13 protein-coding genes are annotated in these 20,056 nt (G+C 64.6%); 10 read left to right on the forward strand and 3 right to left on the reverse strand.

Going from position 1 to position 20,056, the window contains the following annotated elements; genetic code table 11:
* Positions 1–47: 47 nt before the first annotated feature.
* On the forward strand, positions 48–1,289 hold the full coding sequence (locus JJT62_RS00105) for an FAD-binding oxidoreductase (protein WP_202070667.1): 1,242 nt from the start codon (positions 48–50) through the stop codon (positions 1,287–1,289).
* 193 nt (positions 1,290–1,482) lie between these two features.
* On the forward strand, positions 1,483–2,601 hold the full coding sequence (locus JJT62_RS00110; protein WP_202070668.1) for an acyltransferase: 1,119 nt from the start codon (positions 1,483–1,485) through the stop codon (positions 2,599–2,601).
* A gap of 9 nt (positions 2,602–2,610) precedes the next feature.
* On the opposite strand, the gene JJT62_RS00115 is transcribed toward JJT62_RS00110, so the two are convergent.
* Complete coding sequence (locus JJT62_RS00115; protein ID WP_202070669.1) at positions 2,611–3,909, reverse strand: FecR domain-containing protein; 1,299 nt, start codon at positions 3,907–3,909, stop codon at positions 2,611–2,613.
* A gap of 167 nt (positions 3,910–4,076) precedes the next feature.
* Positions 4,077–4,685: a PilZ domain-containing protein gene (locus tag JJT62_RS00120; protein ID WP_202070670.1), complete on the reverse strand. Its 609-nt coding sequence runs from the start codon at positions 4,683–4,685 to the stop codon at positions 4,077–4,079.
* Between the two features lie 184 nt (positions 4,686–4,869).
* On the opposite strand from JJT62_RS00120, the gene JJT62_RS00125 reads away from it, so the two are divergent.
* The 8 genes from JJT62_RS00125 (at position 4,870) to JJT62_RS00160 (ending at position 19,463) form a co-directional block, all read left to right on the forward strand.
* Positions 4,870–5,601: a cytochrome c biogenesis CcdA family protein gene (locus JJT62_RS00125; RefSeq protein WP_202070671.1), complete on the forward strand. Its 732-nt coding sequence runs from the start codon at positions 4,870–4,872 to the stop codon at positions 5,599–5,601.
* Positions 5,598–6,770: a DUF1624 domain-containing protein gene (locus JJT62_RS00130; RefSeq protein WP_202070672.1), complete on the forward strand. Its 1,173-nt coding sequence runs from the start codon at positions 5,598–5,600 to the stop codon at positions 6,768–6,770. The genes JJT62_RS00125 and JJT62_RS00130 overlap by 4 nt, the downstream gene beginning before the upstream one ends.
* A gap of 144 nt (positions 6,771–6,914) precedes the next feature.
* Entirely contained in the window at positions 6,915–9,500 is a 2,586-nt protein-coding gene (locus tag JJT62_RS00135) for an MMPL family transporter (protein WP_370568457.1), read from the forward strand.
* Between the two features lie 73 nt (positions 9,501–9,573).
* Positions 9,574–10,191, forward strand: a complete 618-nt coding sequence (locus JJT62_RS00140) for a DUF2147 domain-containing protein (RefSeq protein WP_202070674.1) — start codon at positions 9,574–9,576, stop codon at positions 10,189–10,191.
* Between the two features lie 277 nt (positions 10,192–10,468).
* Positions 10,469–11,959: an efflux transporter outer membrane subunit gene (locus JJT62_RS00145; protein WP_246744623.1), complete on the forward strand. Its 1,491-nt coding sequence runs from the start codon at positions 10,469–10,471 to the stop codon at positions 11,957–11,959.
* A complete protein-coding gene (locus tag JJT62_RS00150; RefSeq protein WP_202070675.1) occupies positions 11,956–13,215 on the forward strand; it encodes an efflux RND transporter periplasmic adaptor subunit in 1,260 nt (419 codons plus the stop codon). Before JJT62_RS00145 ends, JJT62_RS00150 begins: the two co-directional genes overlap by 4 nt.
* 12 nt (positions 13,216–13,227) lie before the next feature.
* Positions 13,228–16,365: an efflux RND transporter permease subunit gene (locus tag JJT62_RS00155; protein ID WP_202070676.1), complete on the forward strand. Its 3,138-nt coding sequence runs from the start codon at positions 13,228–13,230 to the stop codon at positions 16,363–16,365.
* Positions 16,362–19,463, forward strand: a complete 3,102-nt coding sequence (locus JJT62_RS00160; RefSeq protein WP_202070677.1) for an efflux RND transporter permease subunit — start codon at positions 16,362–16,364, stop codon at positions 19,461–19,463. The genes JJT62_RS00155 and JJT62_RS00160 overlap by 4 nt, the downstream gene beginning before the upstream one ends.
* Positions 19,464–19,699: 236 nt before the next feature.
* On the opposite strand, the gene JJT62_RS00165 is transcribed toward JJT62_RS00160, so the two are convergent.
* Positions 19,700–19,987, reverse strand: coding sequence for a hypothetical protein (locus JJT62_RS00165; RefSeq protein ID WP_202070678.1), 288 nt, complete (start codon positions 19,985–19,987; stop codon positions 19,700–19,702).
* Positions 19,988–20,056 lie beyond the last annotated feature (69 nt).

The following is a 20,056-nucleotide window of genomic DNA, read 5'->3' on the forward strand; positions in this document are numbered from 1 at the left end:
GCTGTATTGCAAAGCGCGCGCGACCATATGAGAAGCCTGGAGGCGGCATGCAGACCACGGATGTCATCGTTCTCGGCGCGGGCATGGTCGGCGTATCGGCGGCGTTGAGCCTACAGGCGCGCGGGCGCGCGGTGGTCATGATCGACCGGCGCGGGGCGGGGCTCGAGACGAGTTTCGGCAACGCCGGCCTCATCGAGCGCTCCTCGATCTTTCCTTATGTCTTCCCGCGCGACCCGGCGCGGCTCGTCAAATATGCGCTGAACCTTCTGCCCGAGGCGCATTATCATTTGACGGCGCTGCCCGGCGTCGGCCCCTGGCTCCTGCGCTATTGGCGCGAGAGCGCGCCCGAGCGCGTCGCAAAAAGCATCGTCGCGCGCCGCCCGCTGATCGAACACAGTCTCAGCGAACATGAAGCGCTCGTCGCCCAGGCGGGCGCGGATGCGCTGCTGCGCCATACGGGCTGGATCAAGCTCTTTCGTAGCGAAACAACCTTCAGGGCCGGGATCGCGGACGCCGAGAGATTGGCGAAATATGATCTCCATATCGACATTCTGGATTCGGCGGATGTCGCCGCGCGCGAACCGCATCTCGCGCCTGTCGCGGGCGCGGTGCATTATCTCGACACAGCCTCGGTGAGCGACCCTGGTGCCCTGGCGAAGGCCTACGCCGATCTCTTCCTCGCGCGCGGCGGGCGTTTCATTCACGGCGACGCCTCGAGCCTGACGCAGGAGGCGGATGGGCGTTGGAGCGTCGCGGGGCCGGAGGGGCGCATTCTCGCGCGCGACGCCGTCGTGGCGCTCGGCCCCTGGTCTGACCAGATTTTCAAGCCGCTCGGCTATGTCATGCCTTTCGGCTTCAAGCGCGGCTATCACATGCATTATGCGCCGGGAGAAGGCGCCAAGCTCAATCATCCCGTGCTCGACGCCGACAATGGTTATCTCCTTGCGCCCATGGCCAAGGGCGTCCGGCTCACGAGCGGCGCCGAATTCGCGCCTCGTGACGCGCCGCCGACTCCCGTGCAGATCGAACTATGCGAGCCGATCGCGCGGCGCCTTTTCCCACTCGGGAAAGCGCTCGATCCGGCGCCATGGAAAGGCGCGCGGCCCTGCCTGCCCGATATGCTCCCGGTCCTCGGCCCCGCCCCGCGCCACAAGGGGCTGTGGTTCGACTTCGGCCACGCCCATCACGGGCTGACCCTCGGGCCGGTCAGCGGGCGGTTGCTTGCCGAAATGATGACAGGCGAGACGCCTTTTACGGACCCATCGCCCTATCGCGCGGATCGGTTTTAGGCCGCGCACTTGCCCAGCCCCCGTCATTGCGAGCGAAGCGAAGCAATCCAGGGCCGTGATGTGGCTCTGGATTGCTTCGTCGGCTTCGCCTCCTCGCAATGACGGGCTCCAACCGCAGGCTTCACATTAGCGTCATGATCTGGAATTTTCGGGCCAACCCCGAATCGCGCCGCCGGGCGCCTATGGATCAGATATGCGCGCGCCTGCCACGAGACTTGCCTATATCGATGGTTGGCGCGTGCTCGCGATCATGCTCGTCTTTCTCGATCATCTCGGCGCGAACCGCGAGATCGGCGCCTTTTACGAGGCGAGCCCGATCGGCTTCATCTCCCAATATGGCGAGACCGGCGTCTTCATCTTCTTTTTCATCAGCGGCTATGTCGTCAGCCGCGCCTGCCTCGCCGAAGTAGACCGCTCGGGGGGATTTTCGGCTCTAGCCTTCTATGCGCGCCGCTTCTTCCGCATCGTCCCGCCGCTGATGCTCTATCTGGCCTTCTGCCTCGCTTTGGGCGCAGCCGGCTTCATAGACTTCTCTCCAGAAAACTTCCTGAGCGCCGCGCTTTATCTGTGCAACACCACGGCGCCGGACGTTTCCTGCAACTGGTATGTCGGCCATACGTGGACCCTCGCCTTCGAGGAGCAGTTCTACTGGCTCTTTCCGGTCGCGTTCGCCTATCTCGAGTTGGGCAAGGCGCCCCGGCCGATCGCCGCCGCCGCCCTGCTCTTTGCGGCCGCTCCTTTCGCCTTCACCGTCTGGTGGATCGGCAAGACGGGCTTCGTCATCGCCTATGCGCTCTTCTTCGCGGGCTACGCCGCGGCGAAGCACGGCGAGCGCGTTATCGCGGCGTCGCAAGGCTGTCGCGTCCCGGCGCTGATCGCGGCGATGGTGATCGTCTTCCTGCCGCGCGGCGTCGTCGCCTCCTTCGGGCAAGACGAAGCCGCGCGTGCGGAACTCATCGCCTATTACCGGCTGCTCTATATTGCCGCCATCCCGGCCATGGTTCTGCTCTCGGGCGCGACAGGCCCGTTCCGCAGCATGCTCTCCAACCGGGCGTTGTCCTATGTCGGCCGGGCGAGCTATTCGATCTATCTCTGGCAACAGCTCTGCAATGGCCCGGTCTTCAACGACTTAGAGGCGATTGCCGAACTCGCTTTGACGGCGGCGATGGTCGGATGTTGCCTGCTTCTCTTCCCACTGGAATTGAAGCTTGCCGGCTACGGCCATGCGCTCTCGAAGCGGCTTCAGGCCCGGCGGGGCGCCGTCGTCTCGGCGAGCGCTATCCCGCCGGCGGCGGCAGCCGTTCTGGAATGAGATCGCGCGTTACCGGATAAGGCGCGCCAGATCGCCCGGCGAGAAGCCGAAATTCACGCCGAAACGAATGCCGTGCATGCCGCTGTGATCGCCCACAGGAAAGGCCCCCGGCGCCGCGCTGGAGGTATAGGCCGGATAATGGTGCTGGAGTTTGATGTAGAGATATTCGGCGTTGACGGAGATGTTCTGCGTCAGCGCGTAGCTCACGCCGCCGCCCACCGACCAGCCCGGCAGGAAGGCGTGGTCGAGGCTCGCGCCGGTCGAATAGCCCGCGCCGACCACGTTGAAGCCGGCGTAGCTCTTGGGCGCGATAATATGGCCATAGGCGAGACCGCCCGTGCCGTAGACCAGGATGCGGTCGAAGGCGTAGCCGAATTTGAGGCGCGCCGTGCCGATATAGCCCGGCCGGGAGCCGGAGACGGAGCCCTCGCCGTTGGATGAGCCGCCGATCGACGAACGAAACTGCGCGTCGGTCTCGAAGCCCACGACGATATTGGCCCAGATCGGCAGTATATAACCGATCTTTAGGCCGCCGGCGAAGGCCGCGCCGTTGAGCGGCACCGGATCAGCGAAATAGCTGTTGCCGACGACCGAGCCGGCGGTGAAGCCGATCGTGGGACCGCCCCAGTTGAAGCTGGGGGCCTCCCCGCCTGGCGGGGGCGGCGGCGCGGGTTCGCCCGGCGGCGGGTTGGAGCCATGGTCCGAGGGCGGCGGGGCGCCCTTGCAGGTGTTGTCGAAGCTCCAATCCTTCTTGCCGACCTTTTTAGGCTCGGAGACGTGGTTGGGCGTGACCGTGACGGTGGTGCAGGGCTTATCCAGCACGCGGCACTGAGCGCCCGACGCGTCGCAGACCTCGATCGCGCCGGCGTAGAGGACGGCGTCTGTCCGGCCTGAGCTCACCCGCACGCCGTAATTGGTGCCGCGCACGCCGATCGTCGCGGTGGGCGTTCGCACGTCATAGGGCTTGTGCTCGCCGGGGGCGGAGACGAAGCGAAAGGCGCCCTTGGCGGCGTTGAAAGTCGCGCCCGCGCCGCCCGCATAGACGAAACTGTCGAGCTTCACCCGCGACGAAGGGCCCATTTGCAGATCGGTGCGGTCCGAGAAGACGAACTTGCCGCGGCTTGCCGCGCCGGTGGTCAGCACCTCGTCGAAATAGACCTCGTCGCCCTTCGAAAGGCGCATGCTGCGCCCGCTGGAGAGGCCCTGCACGTCCTTCTCGATGGCGGCGGCGGAGCCGATCGTGTCCTCGGCGACGGCTGGGAGCGTCAAAGCGCAGAGAGCGGTTGTCGTGATCGCAGTTCTGCGCATGAAGATCCCCCGGAAATGCCAGAATTCAAAAAAACGGCAGCGACTGCCTTTAGTTATAAAAGCTATCTCAATACCGGAGCGGGGGCGCAACCGGCCCGGATTAACCCGGGAGCTAATTTCTAGTTAAGTGGCTTTTTCGTCACATTGCCGCCGCAACGGGGGCGGCGTCAGAATCGAAGCCTGTCGGAGATTTGTCCTTCCTCGAAATACTGGTCGAATTCGGCGACGAAGCCGCCGTCGAAGATGCGCCCGACCACGGCGGTCTTCACCCCGAGCGACACCCGGTCGCCAATTGAGGCGTGCGCCGAGGTCTCGACGCTGATTCCCGAGCAGGAGACGTCGTTGATCCAGGCCGCATTTTCCTTGCCGCCTTGCAAGCAGATCGTCGTCCACGGCATCCTCGGGACGATACGCTTGTGCCGGCGCGCGTCCGGCAGACCGAAGGCGTCCCGATTGGCGAACCAAATGAGCTGCGCGGCAAGCTTGCGGCGCCGTGTGACGATCAGATCGAGTCCGATGGCGAAACCGCCGTCGCTCTGCCGTTCGACACGTCCCTCGAATCGGCCAAGTTCGGCGCTATGAATGAAAATCTTATCCCCGTAACAAGGCTCGGCCAGCGCCGAGAGCGCCATCTCGCCGGTCGAGGCCTCGACGATGCGGCAGGAATGCTCCGACCCGTCGGGCAATCTGAGACAGGCGTCGAGATCGACGCGCACGGTCGGGCCGTGAAGCGGCGTGCGAGCAATGTCGATGTGAAATCCGGCCTGTAGCCCCATGCTGCCCACCGCGCCGACGCGTTTCCCGAAGTCAGCGTATCGGAAAATCCTTACATATGGTTAACAGATTAACGGAAATTAATCCGTTCGCGAGCCTCCTACGGGCGAAGCGCCTTTGCGCCGCGGCCTGGGCTATGGCAGAAACGTCTCCACCTTCCGAAAAATGATGCTTTAGGGGACCACCATGGCGGCGGACGTCACTTTTCCAGCGGCTGCGGCGGCTGGGCTTCTGTCCTTCCTCTCCCCTTGCGTCCTGCCGCTGGTGCCTCCTTATCTGACCTATCTGGCCGGCGTCAGCATGGAGGATCTGGAGATCGAGTCGCGCTCGCGCGCACGGCGCGACGTCCTCCTGTCGGCTGTTCTTTTTGTTCTCGGCTTCTCGACCGTTTTCGTCGCGCTCGGCGCGACGGCGAGCGCCTTCGGCGCGGTGATCCGCGCCAATCTCCAAATTCTCTCCTGGGTCGCGGGGGCAATCATCATCCTGATGGGCCTCCACTTCGTCGGCCTGCTCAAGGTGAGCCTGCTCTACCGCGAGAAGCGCGCGGAAATCACGAAGCCCATGGGACTCTTCGGCTCCTATGTGATGGGCCTCGCCTTCGCCTTCGGCTGGACCCCCTGCATCGGGCCGATTCTGGCGGCCATTCTCGCCGTTGCGGGAACGCAGGACACCGTCGCGCGCGGCGCCGCGCTGCTCGCCACCTATTCGCTCGGCCTCGGCCTGCCCTTCATCGTCGCTGGCTTCGCGCTCGGGCGATTCCTCGCCTTCGTCGCCCGCTTCCGCCGGCATTTCGGCAAGGTGGAGAAGATCGTCGGGGTGCTGCTGATCTTTACCGGCGTCGCCTTCCTCACCGGCGGCGTGCAGGAAATGTCCTTCTGGCTCCTCGAATTATTCCCGGGGCTCGCGACGCTGGGATGAGGGACGGTCCCAGCAAGCAGCTAGACGATACGCGCCTGCCGGAAATCGACCGGCTGCGCGGCCTCGTCATGGTCATCATGGCGCTGGACCATATGCGCGACTTCTTCGACGCCGACGCCCTGCGCTTCAGCCCCACCGATCTCGACCACACCTATCCCTTTCTGTTCTTCACCCGCTTCATCACCCACTTCTGCGCGCCGACATTCGCCGTCCTGGCGGGCGTTAGCGCATATCTTTACGGCGCGCGGCGGAGCCACAAAGAACTCACCCTTTTCCTCGCGACGCGGGGCGTCTGGCTCATCCTGCTCGAGATCGTCGTGATCAGCCCGACCTGGGGTGGGCCAGGACGCATCAGCCTCGGCACGCTTTGGGCGATCGGTTGCGGGCTGCTGGCGCTCTCGGTCCTGTCGCTCGCGCGGCCGGCGGTCGTTTTCGCTATCGGCGCCGCGATCCTTCTCGGCCACAACCTTCTCGACGGGATCAAGGCGGCGGACTTTGGCGCCCTGGCGCCGTGGTGGCGGCTGCTTCATGAACCAGGCGCCTTGCCGTTCGACCTCCCCGGCCATCTGCTGTATCCGGCCCTTCCCTGGATCGGGGTTCTGGCGCTCGGCTATGGGCTCGGGCCGCTGTTCAAACGCCCCGCCCAGGAGCGCGACGCCGTCCTGCAAAAGGCGGGGCTCGGCGCGCTGGCGCTTTTCATCGTCCTGCGGGCGACCAATTTCTACGGCGACCCGCGCGCCTTCACTTTACGGGCCGACGAGATCGGCTCGGCGCTTTCCTTCCTCAACGTCACGAAATATCCGCCCTCGCTTCTCTATTTGCTGGTCACGCTCGGCGGCGCGGCGCTCGCCCTGCCCGCATTGGAGCGTCTTCGCGGGGCGGTCGGGCGCGCGCTCGTCGTTTTCGGCCGCACGCCCCTGTTCTTTTACGTGTTGCATTTATACGCCGGCGCCGCCGGGGCCTTGGCGCTCGCGGCCTGGCGGGGCTACTCGCTCCAAGACATAAGCGCGGTCATCAAGTCTGGGGCGCCGCCAGCCGATTTCGGGACAGGCCTCGCCGGCGCCTATGTCGCCTGGATTCTCGTGGTCGTGGGACTTTACCCGCTCTGCCGTTGGTTCGCTGAAATCAAACGGCGCCGGAGCGACCTCTGGTGGCTGAGTTATCTGTAATCCTTAACGATCGCCCGCATTTTCCTGTCCCGGCGCCTTGGTGGGTCGGCCGCGCTCGCGTATAGAAGAATACAATAATTAGCGGTTATTCCGTTGGGCAACGTCGCAAATGTGGTCCGGGGTCAGGTAATGTTGGAAAAACTGGTGGCCTTCTGTCTTCGCTGGCCCTGGACAGTGGTTCTTCTCACGCTGGCTCTCACGGGCGGGGGCGTTTACCTCACCGTCGAGCGTTTCGCGATAGATACGGACACCACAAATCTTTTTTCGCCGAACATGGCCTGGCGGAAAAACCAGACGGCGCTCTATCGCGCCTTCCCCCAGCTCGAGAATTCGATTGTCGCCGTCATCGACGCGAAGACCGGCGAAGCCGCCGACGACGCGGCGGCGCGGCTCGCCGCCGCGCTCACGGGCAAGCCGCTGATGCAGCGCGTCTGGCGCCCCGACGATCCAGCCTTCTTCATGAAAAACGGCTTGCTCTACCTCGACCTGCCCGAGGTGGAGCATACGGTCGGCATGATGCTCGGCCAGCGCGACGTGCTGACGCCGCTGGCCCAGGACCCGACCTTGCGCGGCCTCTCCACCGTCCTCGTCGCCAACCAGAAACGCGCCGCCGGCAGCGAGCGCGCGACGGCCATGTATCTTGCGGGGCTCGACGAATTCTCGCGCGCCTTCGAAGAGACGCTTGCGGGTCGCCAGACGCAGGTCGACTGGGAGAAGCTGCTCGCGGGCGGCAAGGCCGACGCCGCCCCGGCGGGTCCGCCGCTGGAGAAGCGCCGCATCGTGCTCATTACGCCGACACTCGATTTCACCGCGCTGCAGCCCGCCGCCGACGCGATCGCGCTTGTCCGCAAGACCGCGGCCGAGCTCGGCGTCACCAAGGAGAACGGCTTCCTTTTCCGCCTGACCGGCGAGGCGCCGCTCGCGGATGAGGAATTCGCCACGCTCTCCGAGAACATGGCGCTGAACACCGCGGGCACGCTCGTCGTCGTCTCGTTCATCCTGCTCGCCGCGCTGCGCTCGCCCAAGCTTATCCTGGCGGTGCTGCTCACGCTGCTTGCCGGCCTCGCCATGACCTCCGGCGTCGGCGTGCTGCTGATCGGCCGTTTCAATCTGATTTCGGTCGCCTTCGCCGCCCTGTTCATCGGGCTGGGGGTGGATTTCGGGATTCAGTTCGCGACCCGCTACCGTGAGGAGCGCCACGGCCACGGCGATCTGGAGCGCGCCCTTCTCGCGGCGACGCGCGGCATCGGAGGATCGCTCACCCTCGCCGCCGTCTCGCTGCTCGCCGGCTTTTTCTGCTTCCTGCCGACGAAATTTCTGGGCGTCGCGGAGCTGGGGCTCATCGCCGGCGTCGGCATGATCATCGCCTATGTCGCGACGCTCAGCTTCCTGCCGGCGCTGATCAAGATTTTGCATCCGCCGGCCGAGCATGTGCCGATCGCCACCCATTCGCTGGCCACGGTCGATCACTGGATCGCCCACCACCGCAAGCTGGTCCTTTTTGGCACCGCCGCCGTCGTTCTCGCCGGAACGCCCTATCTCTTGCGGCTGCGTTTCGACTCCAATCCGATGAATCTGCGCGACCAGAAAGTCGAATCGGTCGCAACCTTCCTGGACTTGAACGCCGATCCCAAAACCGCGCCCAACAAGATCGAGACGCTGGCGTCTTCCTTCGAGGCCGCCCGCGAGCTGAAGCAGAAGATTCTGGCCCTGCCCGAGGTCGATCATGTCGACTCGATCGAATCGCTCATCCCGGTGGATCAGGACGAGAAGCTCGCGCTGATCGAGCGCGCGTCGAAGGAGCTGCATGACGCGCTCTATCCCAAGGTGAGACCTGCCCCGAGCGACGCCGAGACGATCAAGGCCCTGACCAACGCCGCGAGAGCGCTGCGCGCGGCGGTCGCCAAAGCGCCCTCGCCTCAGACGCTCCGCTTCGCCGCGGCGCTCGACGGCCTCGCCAAGGCACGCCCCGAAATCCGCGAAAAGGCGCGCGCCGCCGCCTTCACGGGCTTCGAAAGGCTCATGGGCCAAATGCGCGAGGCGCTGAAAGCGCAGCGCGTGACGCCCGAATCCTTGCCGGAGCAGCTCCGGTCGGACTGGATGACGGCCACCGGCGTCCTGCGCCTGGAGACGACGCCGAAGGGCGATGGCAACGATCTCGAGGTGATGACGAAATTCGCGGACGCCGTGCTTTCGGTCGCGCCAGAGTCGAGCGGCGCGCCGGTCATCATTTCGGAAGCCGGGAAAACCGTGACCCAAGCCTTTCTGCAAGCCGGAATCTACGCTTTCGTGGCCGTCTTCCTGATTCTGGCCATCGCCCTGCGCAACGCCAAGGACGTCGCGCTGACGCTCGGGCCGCTCGTGCTCGCCGGCGTGATGAGCCTTCAGGCGGCGGAAATATTGGGCGTGCCGCTCAATTTCGCCAATATCATCGCGCTGCCGCTGATGTTCGGCGTCGGCGTCGCCTTCCACATCTACTATGTCATCGCCTGGCGAAAGGGCGTCGTCGATATGCTGGCGTCGAGCCTGACGCGCGCCATATTCTTCAGCTCTCTGACAACGGGAACGGCTTTCGGCAGCCTTTTTCTGTCGAGCCATCCCGGCACGGCGAGCATGGGCGAATTTTTGACAATTTCCCTCTTCTTCACTCTGCTCGCGGCCTTCATCATCGTGCCGGCGTTCCTCGGACCGCCGCCGCATCCGGCCGAAGGCGAGGCTGATGCGGCTTGACGGCGCCGGCGTTCGGTTTTTCGCTGCGTGAGGACCGATATATTCTGCAAATGCGAATCAGGGGCCGGGCGTCATGAAGAGACTAATGCTGAGCATCCTCGCCGTGACGGCTTTTTGCGCGCCCGCTGCGGCTTCCGGCACGGACATTTATGGCGTTTGGGCGCGCGACGGCCATCCGACGGACAAGCTGGAATTCTTCGATTGCACAGGCAAGCTCTGCGCAAAGGGCATACTCCCCATGCGCGACGGCAGCCCGCCGCCGCTCATTCTGCGCTCCGCCGCCAAGACCGGCCCGAATAGCTGGAAGGGCGACCTCTACAACCCCGAGGACGGCAAAACCTACACGGGCAAAATTACGCTCGATTCGCCGGATCAGCTCACGTTGAGCGGCTGCCTCGTCGCCTTCCTTTGCCAGAGCGAGACATGGACGCGCATCTCGGGCCCGACCAAGACGATCGCCCCCGCCGACAAGACGGAAGCCAAGGGCGCCAAGGCGCCTGATTCCGCCAAATCCTCGGATAAAGACAAAGACAAAGCCCCGCCGAAAGCGGCGGCTCAGGACGCCGCCAAGGGCGCGAGACCCGCGCTGCGGCCGAGCGACGCCAAATCGTTGCCCGCAAAGCCCGCGCCGGCAAAGGCGGCGGCTCCAGCAAAGCCGGCGGCGCCCAAATCGGGCGACGCCGAGGAGTGAGCGGCTTTCGCCGCAGGTTAAAGATAGGTAACTTGACGCTTGCTACGCCGTAGGCGAGCGTCACCGGACAAACCGGCGCGACCTTCGCCGGAGTGGTTTTGTCGTTCCAGCCTTGACTGGCTAAATCCCACATGTTCGATAGAGTTATCTTGACCGCGGCCTGTTTTTGGCGGACAGACCTCAGCGGAACAACAAGGACAAGCTTCCGTTGACGGCCGACGTCGTGTTCGCACTTGCTGGGAAAAAACGGAGCGCCGCGTTCAGCGCGGCGGCTGCGTTGTGCCTATCGTCCTGCAACCTGGACTGGGAGAAGCCGGACCTCGCGACGCCCCCGCCCGAGAGCTTCCGCGAGGCCAAACCGGCTTCCGCCAAGCCCATCGCGCGGGGCCCGGACTTCGCGGTCAAATTCGGCTCCAGGGAGCTGACGACGCTGGTGGAGCAGGCGGTCGGCGACAATCTCGACATCGCCGCCGCCGTGGCGCGCATTCAGCAGGCGGACGCCCAGGCGCGCGTCTCGAGCGCGGCGCTCTGGCCGAGCATCTCCATGCAGGACATCGCGCGCAGAACGCGCACGCCCGGCACGACGACCAACATCGGCTCGGCGAGCAGCGGCTTCACCCCGGCGACGACATCGTCTTCGACGACAACGTCATCCTCGAACACCTTCAGCGCGCGCGAATTCAATTTCTTCCAGCTCGGCCTGACGGCGAGCTACGAGATCGACTTCTGGGGCAAGAACGAAGACGCCTCCTATGCCGCGCGGCTGCTGGCCAACGCCAGCCGCTTCAACCGCGACACAGTGGAGATTTCGACGATCGCCGCGGTGCTGAACGCCTATTTCCAGGTGTTGACCGCCCAGGACCGCCTGGCTATCGCCCATAACAATGTCGCCATCGCCGAACGCGTCTACCGGGCCATTCAGGCGCGCTTCGAGGTCGGCGTCGCCAGCGTGCTCGACACGGCGCAGCAGGAGACCGTGGTCGCCCAGCAGCGGGCGAGCATCCCGCCGCTGGAGCAGACACTGCGGCAGACGCGAAACCAGCTCGCCGTGCTGGTCGGCCAGACGCCCGAAAGCCTTTCTGTTAAGGGCGGATCGCTCACCAAGCTCTCCTATCCGAAAATCGCGCCGGGCATGCCGTCGGAGGTGCTGCTGCGCCGCCCGGACATTGCAAACGCCGAGGCCCAGCTCGCCTCGCAGGAATTCTCGGTGCTGCAAGCGCGGGCGATGTTCTTCCCCTCGATCACGCTCACCGGCCAATACGGGGTGCAGACCGCCTTGCTGCACAATCTTCTGCGCCCCGAGGCGATCGGCTGGCAAATCGCCTCGAATCTCGCCCAGCCGATTTTCGACGGCTATAATCTGCAGGGAAATTACGAGCTGCAGAAAGGCCGCTACGCCGAGCTTGGCGCGCTCTACAAAAAACAAATCCTGACGGCGCTCTCGGACGCGGAGAATGCGCTCATCGCCTCGAAGCAGACCGCGCAGACGGTCAGGCTGCAGGGCCTCGCCGTCGCGGCCGCCCAGCGCGCGCTGACAGCCGCCGAGATGCGCCTGCAGGAAGGCACGATCGACATCGTTACGCTGTCGACGACGCAGAACACTCTGTTCCTGGCCCAGGATCAACTTGCTCTGGCCCGGCTGTCTTATTTTCAGTCGGCGACGAGCCTATATCAGGCTCTCGGCGGCGGATGGTCACCCACCACGAGAGACGCCGAAATCGCTTCCGCAAACGCCGCCTATGAGGCGGACAAAGGGATCCATCCATGATACGCGCCGACCGGCGTATTCTCATGGCGCTCGGCGCGCTCGCAGTCGCCCTTGCCGCGGGCGGGGCCTATCGCGCCGGCGTGCTGCCGGGTTTTCCCGCCGCGGATAAACCCGCCGCCGACCAGCCCGACGGCAGACGCGGACGCGGCGACGCCGTCGTCACCGTGACGACGGCGCAAACGCGCGTTCAGGACGTGCCGGTGACGATCGACGCCGTCGGCACGGTGCAGGCGCTCAACTCGGTCACGATCCGGACCCAGGTCGACGGACGGCTGCTGCGCCTCGACTTCACCGAGGGCCAGGATGTCAAGAAAGGCGACGTCCTCGCCGAAATCGACCCGGCGCTCTACAAGGCGCAATATGATCAGGCCGTCGCCAAGAAAGCGCAGGACGAGGCCAATCTCGCCAACGCCCGCGTCGACATGGCGCGCTACGAAAAGCTCGTCGCCGGCAAGTTCCTGTCGCAGCAGCAATATGCGACCCAGAAAGCGCAAGTGAGCCAGCTCGAGGCGCAAGTGCGCGCCGATCAGGCGGCGATCGACAACGCAAGGACGACGCTCGATTACGCCACCATCCGCTCGCCGATCGACGGACGCGTCGGCATCCGCCTCGTCGACGTCGGCAATATCCTTCACCCGTCCGATCAGAACGGCATCGTCATCATCACGCAGCTCAAGCCGATCTACGTCGTCTTCACGCTGCCGCAGCAGGCGCTGCCGGCGGTGCAGAAGGCGCAGGCCAACGGCGCCGCCACGGTGCGCGCGCTCGGCCCCGACAATGCGAGCGTGATCGAGACGGGCGAGCTGAAAGTGGTCGACAACCAGATCGACCAGCTCACCGGGACAGTGAAGCTGAAGGCCGTTTTCGCGAACGATAATCTGGCGCTTTGGCCGGGCCAGTTCGTCAACGTCCGCCTGATGCTCGATACGATCCACAATGCGATCGTCGCGCCGAGCCCCGCCGTGCAGCGCGGACCGAACGGCGCCTTCGTGTATACTCTTAGCGAAGACGGTCGTGCGAAAATGAAAAGCGTCACGACCGGACGGCAGGATGAGAATCTCGTCGTCGTCACGTCGGGGCTGGAGCCCGGGACGACGATCGTGACCAGCGGTTTCTCGCGCCTTTCCGAAGGCGCCAAGGTCCAAGTGGTCAAAGCCGAGGAGCCCGTCGCCGCGGCGGCCGGCCCCGAAACCAAGCCAGAGCAGATCAATCGCCGCCGAGGCGGCGCAAAGGGAGAGGGCTCTCCCGGAAAGTAAACAGAAAGCGGCATGAATATTTCGGCGCCCTTCATCAACAGGCCGGTGGCGACCTCGCTCATGGCCTTCGCCGTCCTGCTGTTCGGCCTGCTGGGATATTCGCGTCTTTCCATCTCGCCCCTGCCGCAGGTCGATTTTCCGACCATTCAGGTCACGACGCAGCTTCCGGGCGCCAATCCCGACACGATCGCCTCGCTGGTGACGGCCTCGCTCGAGCGTCAGTTCGGGCAGATTCCCTCGCTCGCCGGCATGTCGTCGCAAAGCTCCTTCGGCCTGTCGCAGGTCACGCTGCAATTCGCTCTCGACCGCGACATCGACGCCGCCGCGCAGGACGTGCAGGCGGCGATCAACGCCGCCGCCTCGACACTGCCGCGCGATCTCCCCTACCCGCCGGTCTACGCCAAGGTGAACCCGGCCGACACGCCGGTGCTGACCCTCACGCTGCGCTCCAAAACCGCGACGCTGCGCGATTTGAGCGATCTCGCCGACACGCTGATTGCGCCGCAATTGTCGCAAGTCTCCGGCGTCGGCCGCGTGTCGGTGCAGGGCGGCGTGCGCCCCGCCGTGCGCATCGAGGCGGATCTCGCGCGGCTCGCCGCCAATCGCATCGGCATGGAGGATTTGCGCCAGGCGGTCGCGGCCGCCAACAACGCCGGCGCCAAGGGGTCGCTCGACGGCAAGCGCCAATCCTACACGCTCGACGCCAACGACCAGATTCTGCAAGCCAAGCAGTATGAGACCATCATCGTCGCCTGGCGCAATAATTCGCCGGTGATGCTGCGCGACGTCGCCAAGGTCGCGGACGGACTCGAAAACGCCCGCGTCGGCGGCTGGTACAATGGCGAGCAGTCCATTGTACTCGACGTAATGCGCCAGCCGGGCGCCAATATCATCGCGACTGTCGAGCTCGTTAAAGAGGCGCTGCCGAAACTGCGCGGCGAGCTGCCGGCCGGCATGAGCCTCGACATCGTCAACGACCGAACCGACACGATCCGCGCCTCGATCCACGAAGTGGAGATGACGCTTTTTATCGCCGGGGGCCTCGTCGTCGCTGTCGTGCTGCTGTTCCTGGGCAGTTGGCGGGCGACGCTCATCGCCGGCGTCAGCCTGCCGCTGTCGATCATCGCCACTTTCTTCGTCATGTGGGGAATGGGCTTCTCGCTCGACAATCTCTCGCTGATGGCGCTCACCATCGGCACGGGCTTCATCGTCGACGACGCCATCGTGATGATCGAGAACATCGTGCGCAACATCGAGCACGGAAAGAAGCCGCTTCAGGCGGCGCTCGACGGCGCCCGCGAAATCGGCTTCACGGTGGTGTCGCTGACGGTCTCGCTCATCGCCGTGTTTATCCCGCTGCTGTTCATGACCGGCATCGTCGGGCGCATGTTCCGGGAATTCGCGCTGACGCTCTCCATCGCCGTCGTCATCTCGGCGGTCATTTCGCTCACGCTGACGCCCATGCTCTGCGCGGTGCTGCTCAAAAGCGCGCCAACGCGCCCGCATTCGACATGGGAGATCGTGTCGCTCTGGCTCGACCGCCTCTATTATCGCTCGCTCGACTGGGCGTTGAAGCGCGAGACTTTCATGCTCGCGCTGACCGCCGGCACGCTTGCTTTGACGGTGGCGCTCTACATCTACATTCCGAAAGGCTTCCTGCCGCGCCAGGACACGGGCGTGCTGAGCGTCGTCATGGAGGCTGCGCCCGACGCGTCCTTCGAGCGCATGAAAGCGCTGCAGGCGCAGGTGACGGACGTCTTCCGCAAAGACCCTGAAGTGACCGGCGTCACCTCGGTGCTCGGCATCGGCCCGCTCAACGCCACGACGAATGTGGGCCGCCTCACGGTGACGCTGCGCAGCCGCGAGATCCGCGACACGAGCGCCGACGCGATCGCCGATCGGTTGAAAACCGCCGGCGAGAAGGTCCCCGGCGTCTCGCTCTTCGTCGAGCCCGTTCAGGACATTCAAATCACGACGCGGCCGAGCCGCTCGCAATATCAATATACGCTGACCTCCGCCGACGCGGGCGAGCTTCTGCGCTGGTCCAACCGCCTCGTCGACGAATTGCGCGGGACGCCTGGGCTGAAGAACGTCGCCGCCGAGACGCAGGACGGCGGCCTGCGCGCGCTGATGAAGATCGATCGCGAGAAGATGGGCCGGCTCGGCATTTCGGCGCAGGACGTCGATAATGTGCTGAACGACGCCTTCGGCCAGCGGCAGATTTCGACCATCTACACGCAGTCGAACCAATATCGCGTCATCCTGGAGGCCGCGCCGCAATATTTGCGCGACATGTCGGCGCTGGAGAAGCTGTATGTGGCGCCGATCGGCGGCGGGCCGCAGACGCCGGTCGCGACCTTCGTGCGCGTCGAGAATAAAGCCGCGCCGCTTTCCGTGGCGCATCAGGATCAGTTCCCCGCCTCCACCATCAGCTTCGATCTTGCCGACGGCGTCGCGCTCGGCGACGCGGTGAAGCTGGTGGCCCAGGCGCAGACGGCGATCGGCATGCCCTCGTCGATCATCGGCGTCTTCAGCGCCGACGCCGCCGAGTTCAACAAATCGCTCGCGAGCGAGCCCTGGCTCATTCTGGCGGCGATCATCGCCATCTATGTGGTGCTCGGCGTTCTGTACGAGAGCTTCGCCCATCCTTTCACCGTGCTCACCACTTTGCCGTCGGCGGGCGTCGGCGCGCTGCTTGCGCTGATGATCCTTCGCATCGATATGTCGATCGTGGCGCTGATCGGCATCGTGCTGCTCATGGGCATCGTGAAGAAGAACGCGATCATGATGATCGACTTCGCGCTCGAGGCGGAGCGCGACGAAGGGATGTCGCCCCGCGACTCCATCGTCCATGCCGCGCATATGCGTTTCCGGCCGATCATGATGACGACGCTCGCCGCGCTCTTTGGCGCGCTGCCGCTCGCCCTCACGACCGGGCCGGGCAGCGAATTGCGCATTCCGCTCGGCGTCTCGATCATCGGCGGCCTGCTCCTCTCCCAGGCGCTGACGCTTTACACGACGCCGGTCATCTATCTGCAGGTCGACCGGCTGCGCCGCCGCTTCTTGAAGCCGCTGCGGCAAGACGACGAAGAAGAAACTTTCGGCGCGGCGACCGAGGAGACGCTGCAGCGGCGGGAGGCGGCGGAATGAATGTTTCGGAGCCCTTCATCCGGCGCCCCGTGGGGACGACTCTCCTCGGCGCCGCGCTCTTCCTGCTGGGCGCCGTCGCTTATTTCTTCCTGCCGGTCGCGAGCCTGCCTGCCGTGGATTTCCCCGCCATCGGCATCGGCGCGTCGCGCCCCGGCGCCGACCCGGAGACGATGGCCGCCTCAGTCGCTGCGCCGCTCGAAAGGCGTCTTTCCGGCATATCGGGCTTGAACGAGCTGACCTCGACGAGCTCGCTCGGCAGCACGCAGATCATCGCGCAATTCGACATCGACAAGAATATCGACGCCGCCGCCCGCGACGTTCAGGCGGCGATCAACGCCGCTCTCGTCGATCTGCCCACCGATCTGCCCACCGCGCCGAGCTTTCGCAAAGCCAGCCAATCCACCATGCCCGTCCTGGTGCTGGCGCTGACCTCCGACACGCTGCCCACCAGCGCCATTTTCGACGCCACCGATTCGGTGATCGCTCAACGCATCTCGCAGGTGCCGGGCGTTGCCGAGGCGCGCATCGCCGGCGCCGAGCAGCCGGCCATTCGCGTGCAAGTGGATTCGGCTCGGCTCGCCGCGATGAATCTCGGCGTCAACGAAGTGGGCAAGGCGCTCTTTACCGCCAACGCCCACGCCGCCGTCGGCGCGCTCTCCGGGGGCTCGCAGGAGATCACCTTCGATACGACGGATCAGCTCTCGACGCCGGAAGACTATCGCAACATCGTCGTCGCGTCGCGCAATGGCGCGATCGTGAAGCTCGGCGACGTCGCCAGAGTGGAGCGGGGCGTGCGCAATCGCATGTCCGCCGGCTGGTTCAACGGCAAGCCCGCGGTCATCATCATCGTCACCAAGCAGCCCTCGGCGAACGTCATCGAGACCGTCGACCATATCAAGTCGCTCCTGCCGCAAATGCAGCAGTGGATTCCCGCCGGCATCAAAATCCACGTCTTCGCCGACCGCACTCAGACCATTCGCGCCAGCATTCACGACATTCAACTGACGCTCGCGATCTCGGTCGGGCTCGTCATGATGGTGGTGTTTTTCTTTCTGCGTCGCGCGACGCCCGTCATCGCCGCGGGAATCACAGTGCCGCTGTCACTCGTCGGCACTTGCGCCGCCATGTGGCTCGCCGGTTTCTCGATCGACAATCTGTCGCTGATGGCGCTCACCATCGCCGTCGGCTTCGTCGTCGACGACGCGATCGTGATGATCGAAAATATCGAGAGCTATCAGGAGCGCGGCCTCAGCCGCTTACAGGCGGCGCTCGAAGGTTCGAAGCAAATCAGCTTCACGGTCGTCTCCATCAGCCTGTCGCTCATCGCCGTCTTTATACCGCTGCTCTTCATGGAAGGCGTGATCGGGCGGCTTTTGCGCGAATTCTCGGTGACGCTCACCTTCGCCATCCTGATTTCGACGGTGGTGTCGCTGACCGTCACGCCCATGATCTGCGCCTGGCTGCCGGCGCCGAGGCGCGATCACAAGACGCGCTTCGATCGCCTGGTCGAGAACGGGCTCGATGCAATCGTCTCCTTCTATGCGCGCACCTTGCGGCCCGTCGTGGACCATCCCTGGATCACGCTCGTCGTCATTCTGGTCTCCGTGCTCTGGACCGTGCAGCTCTACCGGACGATCCCGAAGGGCAATCTTCCCCAGGACGACATCGGCCTCATCAATGGCACGTCGGAAGCCGCGCCCGACGTCTCCTTCGAGGAGATGGTGCGGCTGCAAAGGCAGGTGAACGATGTCTTGATGAATGATCCGGACGTCGCCAATGTCGGCTCCTTCATCGGCGCCAACTCTCTCACCGCGTCGGGGAATCAGGGGCGCCTTTTCGTCGCCCTGAAGCCGATCAACGAACGCAAGTCGTCGAGCCGCGAAGTCGTCGACAGGCTGCGCGTATCCTTCGCAAAGATTGCGGGCGTCAGCGTCTATATGGTGCCGTCCCAGGATCTGCGCTCGGGCGGCCGCGTCAGCAAATCGCAATATCAGTTCACGTTGTCCGACGCCTCGCTCGACGAACTCGAGGAATGGCGCGTGAAGGTTCTCGCGCGGCTCAAGCAACTGCCCCAGCTCGCCGACGTCACCTCCGACAAAGAGGTCGGGGGACTGCGCGCCCAGCTCATCATCGACCGCAACGCCGCCTCGCGCCTGAACGTGCCGATCGCCGCCATCGACAATGCGCTCAACAGCGCCTTCGGACAGCGACAGGACACGATCATCTATACACAACGCAACCAATACCGCGTGATCTTCGAGACGCCGCCGTCGCGCCAGCGCGACATCCGCGACCTCGCCGGGATCTATGTGTCGAGCGCCTCTGGCGCGCAAATTCCGCTGACGGCTCTCGCACGCGTGGAACGCAGCTCGATGCCCCTCGTCGTGAACCATCAGGGCGTGCTGCCGGCCGTCACCATCTCCTACAATGTCGCGCCGGGCGCCACCCTCGACGCCGCGACCGCAGCCGTCGAAAAAGCCGTCGAGGAGATGAACCCGCCGAGCGGCTTGCGTACCGGTTTTGCCGGCGACGCCGCAGACTTCCGCAAAGTGGCGCGCGGCATGGCGACGCTCATCCTTGCCGCGCTGCTCGCGGTCTACATCATTCTCGGCATTCTCTACGAAAGCCTCGTGCATCCCGTCACGATCATCTCGACCCTGCCTTCGGCGGGCCTCGGCGCGCTTCTGTCGCTCGAAGCCTTCGGCGTCGAATTCACCGTGATCGCCTTTATCGGCATTCTGCTGCTGATCGGCATTGTGAAAAAGAACGGCATCATGCTCGTCGACTTCGCGCTCCATGCCGAGCGCGAGCGCGGATTGTCCATCCACGACGCGGCGCTGGAGGCGGCGAAGGAACGCTTCCGCCCGATCCTGATGACGACGCTCGCCGCCATGTTCGGCGCGCTGCCGCTCGCTTTTGCCGGGGGAATCGGCGCCGAGCTGCGCCGCCCGCTCGGCATTACGATCATCGGCGGGCTGCTGCTGAGCCAAGTGCTGACGCTCTATTCGACGCCGGTCATTTATCTCTTGATGAGCAAGCTGCGTCGCAAACCGCGCGAAGAATCATTTGCGCGCGAGCGGGCGGCGCCCGCAGAATAAAGCGGTCAATTGATTTACGTCATTCCCGACGCTCGCGCCGTTTGGAGACACAGGGAATCACCGCCGTCATGCGAGGATGCGGAGCCGACGAAGCACCAGAGCCGCATCGCTGCCCTGGATTGCTTCGCTTCGCTCGCAATGACGGGCTCTGGGCAAAACCTGTCGGGCTTTCAGCCCGCGGGGAATGACATGGCCCAATGATGCTGTTCAAACGGAAGCGATGCGAGAGCGCGCGCTCAATGCGCCTCGGTCTCAGGCTGTTCGAAGAAAAAGCGCAGCACTTGCGCCTCGCCGCAATCCTCGACCGGCACGTGCCAGAACTTTGAATCCATGAAAGGGAAGCGCTCCATCGGCAGTTGGATCTGCGTGAGGCGCGCATGATTGTCGAAGCCCCGTCGCATGGCGCGTTCGAGCAGCTTTATCAGCTCTTCCTCACATTCGGGCACTTCTGTCACGGTGAGGATCAAATTATTCGCAATCGGGAACGTTTTGTCGAAAAGCTGCTCGAATCGCGCCGTCGCCATCTTTGTGGTCTCCGCTGCTCATCACATGGAGCGTCGCGATTATCTTTCGGTTATTGCCGCGCTCCAATC

Origin of the sequence: Methylocystis sp. Sn-Cys (assembly GCF_016745395.1) — a bacterium.
In the GTDB taxonomy this organism is placed as follows: Bacteria; Pseudomonadota; Alphaproteobacteria; order Rhizobiales; family Beijerinckiaceae; genus Methylocystis; species Methylocystis iwaonis.